At 60.8% G+C, this 8296-nt stretch carries 9 protein-coding genes; 2 read left to right on the top strand and 7 right to left on the bottom strand.

Going from position 1 to position 8296, the window contains the following annotated elements; all coding sequences use genetic code 11:
* Positions 1–375: 375 nt before the first annotated feature.
* From ACFTSA_RS24135 to ACFTSA_RS24105, 7 genes are all read right to left on the bottom strand, one after another.
* Complete coding sequence (locus ACFTSA_RS24135) at positions 376–1371, bottom strand: DUF3445 domain-containing protein (protein ID WP_377954622.1); 996 nt, start codon at positions 1369–1371, stop codon at positions 376–378.
* Positions 1368–2345 (bottom strand): PDR/VanB family oxidoreductase, encoded by a 978-nt coding sequence (locus ACFTSA_RS24130; protein WP_377954621.1) that lies wholly within the window; start codon positions 2343–2345, stop codon positions 1368–1370. The genes ACFTSA_RS24135 and ACFTSA_RS24130 overlap by 4 nt, the downstream gene beginning before the upstream one ends.
* Positions 2342–2812, bottom strand: a complete 471-nt coding sequence (locus ACFTSA_RS24125; protein ID WP_377954626.1) for a dimethylamine monooxygenase subunit DmmA family protein — start codon at positions 2810–2812, stop codon at positions 2342–2344. The genes ACFTSA_RS24130 and ACFTSA_RS24125 overlap by 4 nt, the downstream gene beginning before the upstream one ends.
* A 24-nt stretch (positions 2813–2836) precedes the next feature.
* Complete coding sequence (locus tag ACFTSA_RS24120; RefSeq protein WP_377954619.1) at positions 2837–3217, bottom strand: cupin domain-containing protein; 381 nt, start codon at positions 3215–3217, stop codon at positions 2837–2839.
* A gap of 525 nt (positions 3218–3742) precedes the next feature.
* A complete protein-coding gene (locus ACFTSA_RS24115; protein WP_377954617.1) occupies positions 3743–5227 on the bottom strand; it encodes an APC family permease in 1485 nt (494 codons plus the stop codon).
* Between the two features lie 514 nt (positions 5228–5741).
* Positions 5742–6455, bottom strand: coding sequence for a cache domain-containing protein (locus ACFTSA_RS24110; protein ID WP_377954615.1), 714 nt, complete (start codon positions 6453–6455; stop codon positions 5742–5744).
* Entirely contained in the window at positions 6439–7212 is a 774-nt protein-coding gene (locus tag ACFTSA_RS24105; RefSeq protein ID WP_331568633.1) for a GntR family transcriptional regulator, read from the bottom strand. Before ACFTSA_RS24105 ends, ACFTSA_RS24110 begins: the two co-directional genes overlap by 17 nt.
* A 262-nt stretch (positions 7213–7474) precedes the next feature.
* On the opposite strand from ACFTSA_RS24105, the gene hxlB reads away from it, so the two are divergent.
* Both hxlB and ACFTSA_RS24095 read left to right on the top strand, forming a co-directional pair.
* Positions 7475–8074 carry a 6-phospho-3-hexuloisomerase gene (gene hxlB, locus ACFTSA_RS24100; RefSeq protein ID WP_377954613.1) on the top strand — a complete coding sequence of 200 codons (600 nt, stop codon included), beginning with the start codon at positions 7475–7477 and terminating at the stop codon, positions 8072–8074.
* Positions 8075–8183: 109 nt separating this feature from the next.
* On the top strand, positions 8184–8296 hold a 113-nt coding region (locus ACFTSA_RS24095), incomplete at its 3' end, for an orotidine 5'-phosphate decarboxylase / HUMPS family protein (RefSeq protein ID WP_377954624.1).

Raw genomic sequence — 8296 nt, 5'->3', positions numbered from 1 at the left:
ACCGCCACCGCACGCGAAATCTCCTCCCGCGACAACGGATCCAACGGGTGCGAAACCCCGACAACAGCTGAAGTTTCAATATCGACAGTCATGCTAATTCTCCTAGATAAGTCCCTGACAGGATGAGGATGTCTACCTGGTGTTGGTGTTGGTGTTGGGGCCAAAATGACCCGGATTCTCAGAACTGTTCGTCTTCGTCAGAACTGTTCATCTCTGGTGCTGCTTCGAGTGGCCGGCCAGGCTGTGCTTCTGACCCGGTGATGTGATGCCGGCCACTACATTCCGTCCGTGTAGAAAAAGCTACGGCATCTAAATCATCTAGTCCAGCTTTTTTTATGAATTACTTTCGAAAGCGTCCGGGTGGGATTGGGGCTGTTAGCCGGCCAGCAGCCAGTCGGACGCTGCCTTGCGGTAGCGGATGATGCCCTTGTATTCGGCCATGTCTTCCGGGAGCTCTGCGAGGACGTGGCCCAACTTTTCGCGCCAGGATGGGACCCTGGCGATGTCCCTGAGGGGCAGGAGATAGCTGCGGATCAGGAACAGCAGGACGCCGGTGTGGGGGAGTCGGATCAGGTGCTGGACTTCGACGCGGAGGTGCAGCTTGTCGGGCATGTCGGGGTCGGTGGCGATGGTTCCGCGGTCAGGACCCCACTCCAGGTAGGTCTCGGTGGACGTGTCCAGGCGGTTGCCGACGGTCATGGTCCAGTTGGTCCGGCGGAACTGTTCGCCGGGCTGCAGGCGCATGAGGAACTGTTCCGCGCGGGTGATGATGTTTTCTTCCTTGAGCCTCGGGACGGGGCCGTGGATTTCAAGGAAGCTCATGCCGACGTCGAAATTGAAGGACCAGTCCGCGGCGAAGGTGACCAGGCCGGCGTCGAGCCACATCGTGTTGTCCCGGACGTCGAGCAGGACGATGTCGTCCTGGATCTGGCTGCCGAGGAAGCGTATGGGCTCCACGGGCAGGGAGTCGTCGTCGCCGATGGTGAACTCGATGTCGAGGTTCTGCAGGCCGTTGTGCCAGCGGCAGGTGTTGCCTTCACGGTGGAAGGACATGATCTCCGGATTTTCCTGGGCCATCGCCGGCAGCAGGGTCGCGATGGTATCCCAGACCGCGGGCCGCATGTGGGGAAGGACCGCCACGCGGGAGGGGTCGCGGGCCAGGATCGCCTCACGATCGGCCAGTTCCTGGTGGTAGAACTCGTCGATGTCGATCAGCCCGGCTCCCCACGCGCCGGCGTCTGTCGGCACGTTCTTGTTGGCCGGTTCGACGTTGGCGCTGTAACGGTACTGGTCACCGATAAAGGGGAAGGGAAAGCGCCTGATGCGCTCCGGCAGGGCGGTGTCAGTTTCTTTGTCGAGAGTGATGCTCAAAGGTCCAACTCCAATTCTGGGTCTTCGCTGCGTGAAACACAGCACATCATTGTGGTGTTCTCGGACTTTTCCTGGTCTGTCAGGTAGAGGTCCCGGTGCTGCGGAGTTCCCCGGAGGACCGGCAGGACACACTCGCCGCAGATGCCCTTGCGGCACATGTTGGGGATGGTTTTCCCTGCCTTTTCGAGCGTTTCCAGCAACGACACGCCAGCCGGCACGTCAAGCTTGAGTCCGCTGCGGACCAAATTCACCGTGAACGGCTCGCCGTCGTCCAGTTCAGCCGCACCGAAGGCTTCCGAGTGCAGCCTCGCCGGCGGCCATCCCAGCTCCCGGGCCTGGTCAAGGACTGAATCCATGAAGGCAACCGGGCCGCAGACGTAGAGGTGGGTCCCCAGGCTCTGGCTCATGAGTTGTTCGGTGAGGACCTTCTGGAAACTGTTGCGGTCGCTGCACTCGGTCAGGCCTTCTCCCAGCAGGTCCCTGGCTTCCGCCACGTGGGCTCCGGCCCCAGGCCGGTACACGTAGATCAGGGATGAGGTGGTGCCCCGGTCGGCAGCCGAACGCGCATGCGAGAGGACCGGCGTGATGCCGATGCCGGCCGCGATCAGCAGATGGTGCGTTGCCGTCGAGGCCGGGGCGAAGGCACTGCGGGGCCGGGAGACAAATACCCGGTCGCCGACACCGAGTTGGTGCATGGCCACCGAACCACCGGCACCGTCCTCCACCCGGAGGACGGAGATGGTGTACTCAGTCGGGCCGTTGCCCGACCCGGTGAGCGAATACGCATTCACGCCGCTGCCGTACTGGACCACCAGGTGACTGCCTGGAACGTAGGACGGAAGGCGTGCCCCCAACGGATCAGCCAGCGTGATGCTGACAATTGATTCAGTCTGCGGACTGACGTCCGTCACCTCCAGTTGGAGGCCACCCTCCACCGCCGGGTGGGCAGTGATCGGGAGCGCCGTGATAGTCATGATGCCTCCTCGGCGTGGGCTGAGTACCCCAGGTACGCGCCCATTCGGCGGGAAAAATGATCTGTGGTGGCCAGGCTGGTGGCACATCCCCGGCACTGCACCTCCGAGCCGGCTGGCCGGGCTGTCGTGGTGGTCGCGTGGCAATGCGGGCAGTAAATGACCCGGGGGGCAGTTTCGTCACTCAGGAGGGTGAGCTCCTCCTGCTGCAGCCCGCATTCCGCGGCGGCGGCCGCGGCTGCGCGGATGTCCGCCGGGGGGCCGGCGAGTACGAGGCGTACTCCGACGTGCGAACGTCCGAGTACGGACCTCAGCTCCGTGAGGGCCTCGGGATCTGCAGCTTTGAAACGAAGATTATGCCTGGGTTGGACACCGGTGTAGTGACCCGCGGTGTCACCTGTGGCGCCAAAATACGCACAGATGACACCGCGGAAACCAGGTTCCAGGCCTGTGCCTGCTGCCGGCGGCATGGACGCGGAACGCATGGTCGGTCCTTACGGGGCGAAGGAGCGGTGGCCGGTGAAGAACCCCAGGCCGTACTCCGGGGTCTCAAATTTAACGGTGGTGCCCTTCGGGAAGAACAGCACGTCGCGCTCCTTTGCGTGCGTCACTTCGCCCGTAGACTCGTCGGTGAGGATGAACTCGCCGGCTACGACGACCTTCATCTCGTCGTAGGTGTAGGTGTAGACCAGGGGTTCGGAAGCCTTCAGCTCGAAGAAGCCGGCGCTCATGACGGACCCCTCAGGGTTGTGGAGCGAGTCACCGATTGCGGCAACCGTTCCAGGTTCGTTCATGGAGGGCAGGCCAACGTAGCCGCCTACTACCTTGTGGATGGATCCGGCCTTGCTGAGTGTTCCTACGAGGGTGGTTTCCATGGTGGCTCCTGTGGGGATAGTGGTGGAATGATTCGTCAGAACTGTTCGTCTTTGTTGGAACTGTTCGTCTTCGGGTGCATGTCAAAACTGCGCTGATGGTCACCTCAAGCCCGGTTAGAACTCCGGGTGGGATCTGCAACCCCGGCATCCTCTGCTTCCAGGATGGCCAGCCGAGCTCCGCTCCGAGGCCTGCTGGTGTGATGCCGGTCACGCATCTTCGTCCCAAAAGCAAACCTACTCTTCGGAATTCCTCTAGTCCAGCCTTTTTTATATAAATCTGTGCGATGGGTCACTATTACGGCGGAAGGTGACGATTTTAGGCGTTAAGCCGTCGTCGCTGCTGGATGCGAGCGAACGTGTGCCTGCCTGGGGAAGAGCTAGCCCTGAGCGGCTGAAACCTCCTGCTGGGAAGTATTCGCTGGAGATGGCTGCGCTGGCCGCAGCCGGGCACAGTCGGTCGTAGAAGCGCAGGAAGGCGAGGCCGTTTGGATAACGGCCTCGCCTTCCTGTCCTTGTCACCTCAGATCATTGCGGGCTGGAGGCATTCTCCAGATCCGCGGCGCCATGATCTAACGCGCGAGCCGTGGCCGCTTTTTGGTTCGCGCGCCTCGTTTCATTCTGGGAGTAGAACCAGATGGGTACGTACAGCGCCAGCACGATGAAGCCGACCCAGGTCGGGGTCCAGCCGATCTCCAGGCTGTTCAGGTAGACCACGCCGGCCAGGCACAGAGGCAGATTGAACAGGCCAAAGAGCATGGCGACGTTTTTCCAGCCTCTGGGTGCCTTGAAGGGCCGTTCCAGGGCAGCAAAGGCAGGGTGCTTCTTGGCCCTGACATAGGCGAACAGGCTGATGCCGTTTGCGCAGGTGTAACCAATGGCTGATGCCGCGACGATTGCTGCTGGGTTGCCCATGAAGATCAGCACCAGATTGAAGGCGCCGATGACCAGCATGGCAATGAAGGGAGTGCCGTGGCGATTCGTTTTGCCCAGAGATCTGGGGAGGTTGCCTTCGACCGCCATGGAGTGCATGGCGCGGGAGGAGCCCAGGTATGCCGTTTGGATGATCAGAACCATGGCGGCGATCAGCATGATGATGGTGATCATGGAACCTGCCTCGCCGAAGACGGCGTGCGCGACCGGAATCAGGGGCGACACTGGTTCGTCCAGTACGCCGTTGATACCGAGCACGCCGATAACTGCAGCCTGCACCAGTACGAACGAGAAGAAGCAGATGATGCCGCAGGCGAAGAGCGCTTTGGAAACGTCTTTGGCTGGATTCTTGTATTCGGGGCCGTAGATGGCTGCCGTCTCCCAGGCGCAGGCACTCCACTGCGCGATCGCAAAGATGCCCAGGAGAATCAGGATGTGGTGCATGTCCCAGGACCAGTCGGCGGGCAGCCAGCTGCCTGTGATGTTGGTCAGCTCAACGTGTCCGGTGGCAAAAGGCGCCACGGTCAGGACAATCAGAGGTATCAGGGAAAACGCAGCCAGGATGTAACCCAGGGTGGCGCCGTCCTTGAGGCCGAACCAGTTGACCACGAACAACCCTCCGAAAATGACCACGCCTGTCATCAGGGCGAGCTGGTTCTCGGTAAACAATTCGCCCAGCACGGGAAAGAGCCCGTGCAGGTAGCTGCCGACCAGGATGGAAAAGATCGCCAGTACGGGCGTCCAGGCAAACCAATAGCTCCAGGCGCTGAAGCCTCCGATCAGCTTGCTCTTGTCGTACTTGCCCTGGTAGTTCTCAGTGCGAAATACGTGCTGCGCAAAACCCGGGAGGCCGGAAGCCTTGGGAAATGTGGTGGCCATTTCAGCGTAGGCGGCGTTCTGAAAGAAGCCCTGAATGACCGACAGCCCCCAAATAAGGATTGCAGCGGCCGATAAGTACATCGGAAGGTAGCCCAAAGAGGGCAGAATCAGCAGGGGCACACCCAGTGCAATGGCCAGACCCTGCTTCCAGTCAATCGACCTTTCCAGGCCGTCGCCCCCATCCATACGATTTTCACTCATAACAATCTCCCTTAAACAACGTAAAAGTTGTCAGATTCTTGTCCAGGTCCTGCGTAAGTGGCAGGCCGGCTGAGGAAGCTCTTCCCGAATGCGACACCTTCGTCCGCGTTCCGCTGCTGGTTCAGGTGTCGTTCGACAGTGAACTGCCTGAAAGCAAACCGATATCGGTGAATCCCTCTCCAACCTCGGCGGGCCGGCTATTTAGCGCCGGATTCTTCGAGCTGAAGGCTTCCGAGCCTGCGGCGCACCCCCCCGCGTTAGGCCCTCCTGTGAAACAGATCACTTCGAAGGTTACTCCTTAAAGCTGCAATTCAATAGCTTTTTTTCGGCCAAGACGTCGCTTCCCCTGACCGTCTGCCACGGACCGGATGCAGCACGGTCGCTGGAGCAGCAGGCGCTCATGCGCAATTCGGCCCCTTGGAACGCTCGCGCCCGGTGCGGGGCAATAAAGTTGCATAACTGAAGGTTTCCATCGGTTAGCTGGAGCGTCAGTCTCGCCGCCTGGCGGAGGGCGTTAGTGGGCAGCGGTGTAGATCAACGAGAGCCCCAGGTGCGGGACATCCAGTGCCATACGCTGCTGCTGCGGAGAGCCGGATTTGATCCGCTCGCCAACCAGGTACATCCCGGAGTTGCCGAGAATGACACGGTTACTGGCGTTGACCAGGGCGGCATCGCCCGGGATGCCGCGCAAGTGAGGCATGATGAGCGGTTCCAGGTCCTTGAGCCGGATGTCGCATCCCGCGACGCCCGTGAAGGTTCCGTGGACGTAAAAGGGTGCAGTGAACGTCAGAATGTATTCCTCGAAGCCGAGATAGTCGATGTACGGGCCCCAAAGGGTCTGTTTACCGGTGGAGGCGGCAGTCGAGAAATAGGGCAGCTTCTCATAGTCGTAGAACCTGTTGCTGCCCGGGGTCAGGTCAAAATCCAGCCTGCCGACTGCACCGGATTCCTTACGGGACCACCATTCCAAGGGCCGGCCGCCCTCCTCAACCGATTCATGGGAGAAGAACGTTCCGGCGCCGACGGCAAAAGCGTTCTTCGCCAGGAACTCCTGTGAGAGTTTATCCAGCCCGGCCAAGGCAGCCTTATCAACCTTGGACTTGCCGACGAGATTTCGTTCAAGCAGCGAGGCAACGTTTCTGGAAAGTTCCTCGATCTCTGTGGAGACGCCGTTGGTCCACGAAGTGAGGGCATTGGCAGCATGTACGACTTCAGTGTCGGGCTTCATTGGGTTCCTGAATTGATTGGCTGTAACCGAGGGTCAGTTTCGTGTCTATGAGGTGGAAGATATTCCGTCTGATGTGCTCAAGTGCCAGTTTCTGGGCCCTTTCGGGTTGGTCCTGGGCCACTGCCCGGACCAACTCCAAGTGTTCTGCGGTTGCCGTTTCGGGGTCAAGTGGTACACCGAGGGGGGCCCACAACTGTTGAACTGACTCTTCCTGAAGCCGGATTTCGGCGTTCGCCAGCCTGGGTGACTGCGCTGATACTGCCAGCTCAATATGGAAGCGGCTGTCGGCAGATGCCCGGACCTCAGGGGTCCTGGCCAAAACCAGTGCGCGCGCAAGTTCCTGGAGACGCTCGAAGTCGTGTGCTTCCGCGCGTTCGCATGCCAGCCGGATTGTCGTGGCGGCGATGGCCGAATGTTCGTCTCCGATGTCGCGTATTTCAGAAATGGACGTCGAGAGGAACCATTCCCGGATGGCGTCGGTCTGGCTCTGGGGCTGGCGGACGACAAATGATCCTCCGCTCCGACCTCTGCGCGTCTCAACGATTCCCCGCTCGCGCAGGGCGCCTAACGCCTCGCGGAGGGTCGCACCGCCGACCCCGAACATTTCCGAGAGTGCCGCTTCGGGGGGCAAACGTTCACCCACCTTGAGCAGGCCGAGCGAGATGGCCGTGGAAATTCTGTCGACAATCGCATCGGCCCGCTCAATCTCGGGCAGGGACCGATATATCTGCGACTCGAAGGGGGTCGGCGAGGACAAAAGTCTGCGCTCCGAGGATGGGCTACGGGTTGGGGCCAATACTACAGTCCAGGAGTACTTAAAGGGCTTTGCTGTGCTGGAGAGCCTTTTGCAACCTTTTCGGCCGCTCTACCCACTCCGGGCCGGCTACCAATCCTTAAGGGTAGTCAGAACCGTCAGAAAACAGTGTTACCCCTGCCCGTTTGCTTCGCAATCATGGATATCAACCAGCAAGCATCCAGTCGGCCGGCACAGGCCGATGGCCGAATCGAAGGGAACAATCGTGAATCCGACAGCAACCGCGACGAGCACTGTGTACAGCACCACAGACGACATTGTCCGCAACCTGTCCCTCGTCAGGGACGAGATCGCGGCCACGGCGGCCAAAATCGATGAACAGCAGGTAGCCAGCCTGGCACGCCACATCAGCCTGGCGGGCCGCATTTTCGTCGCGGGCGCCGGCCGCAGCGGTCTGGTCCTGCGCATGGCCGCGATGAGGCTGATGCACCTGGGCCTGAACGTCCACGTCGCCGGCGACACTACCACGCCTGCCATCAGCTCCGGCGACCTGCTGCTGGTAGCCTCCGGATCGGGAACCACCTCCGGAGTGGTCAAGGCAGCGGAAACCGCTGCGAAGGCCGGAGCGCGAATTGCTGCGTTCACCACCAATCCGGATTCCCCGCTCGCCGGCCTTGCCGACGCAGTGGTGGTCATTCCTGCCGCCCAGAAGACTGACCACGGCACCAGTGTTTCGCGCCAGTATGCCGGGTCCCTCTTCGAGCAGGTACTTTTCGTTGCTACCGAGGCCATCTTCCAGTCGCTGTGGGACAACGACGCCCAGCCGGCGGAGGAGCTGTGGCTGCGCCACGCCAACCTGGAGTAACAGCCAACCCCGAGTTACAGCCAACCCCGGGCCACCGGGGCCTGCGCCTCAAAACCCCGGATTTTCAACACCCAATTGCAGTTCCCTTTACAGAAAGAAAAACACCATCATGAAGCTCCAAGTTGCTATCGACCTCCTGACCACCGAAGCTGCCCTCGAGCTGGCCGGCAAGGTTGCCGAGCACGTTGACATCATCGAACTGGGCACCCCGCTGATCAAGGC

This window comes from Arthrobacter sp. NPDC057013, assembly GCF_042674585.1.
Taxonomy (GTDB): Bacteria; Actinomycetota; Actinomycetes; order Actinomycetales; family Micrococcaceae; genus Arthrobacter.
Note: the sequence above shows the minus strand (reverse complement) of the source record. Positions and strands in the feature narration are given on the sequence as shown.

What these genes read in the sequence shown, in the direction of transcription:
- ACFTSA_RS24130 (WP_377954621.1), bottom strand. Translation starts at nt 2,345, where the DNA reads ATGACTATCACGGCGCTCCCGATCACTGCCCACCCGGCGGTGGAGGGT.
- ACFTSA_RS24125 (WP_377954626.1), bottom strand. Translation starts at nt 2,812, where the DNA reads ATGCCGCCGGCAGCAGGCACAGGCCTGGAACCTGGTTTCCGCGGTGTC.
- ACFTSA_RS24120 (WP_377954619.1), bottom strand. Translation starts at nt 3,217, where the DNA reads ATGGAAACCACCCTCGTAGGAACACTCAGCAAGGCCGGATCCATCCAC.
- ACFTSA_RS24115 (WP_377954617.1), bottom strand. Translation starts at nt 5,227, where the DNA reads ATGAGTGAAAATCGTATGGATGGGGGCGACGGCCTGGAAAGGTCGATT.
- ACFTSA_RS24110 (WP_377954615.1), bottom strand. Translation starts at nt 6,455, where the DNA reads ATGAAGCCCGACACTGAAGTCGTACATGCTGCCAATGCCCTCACTTCG.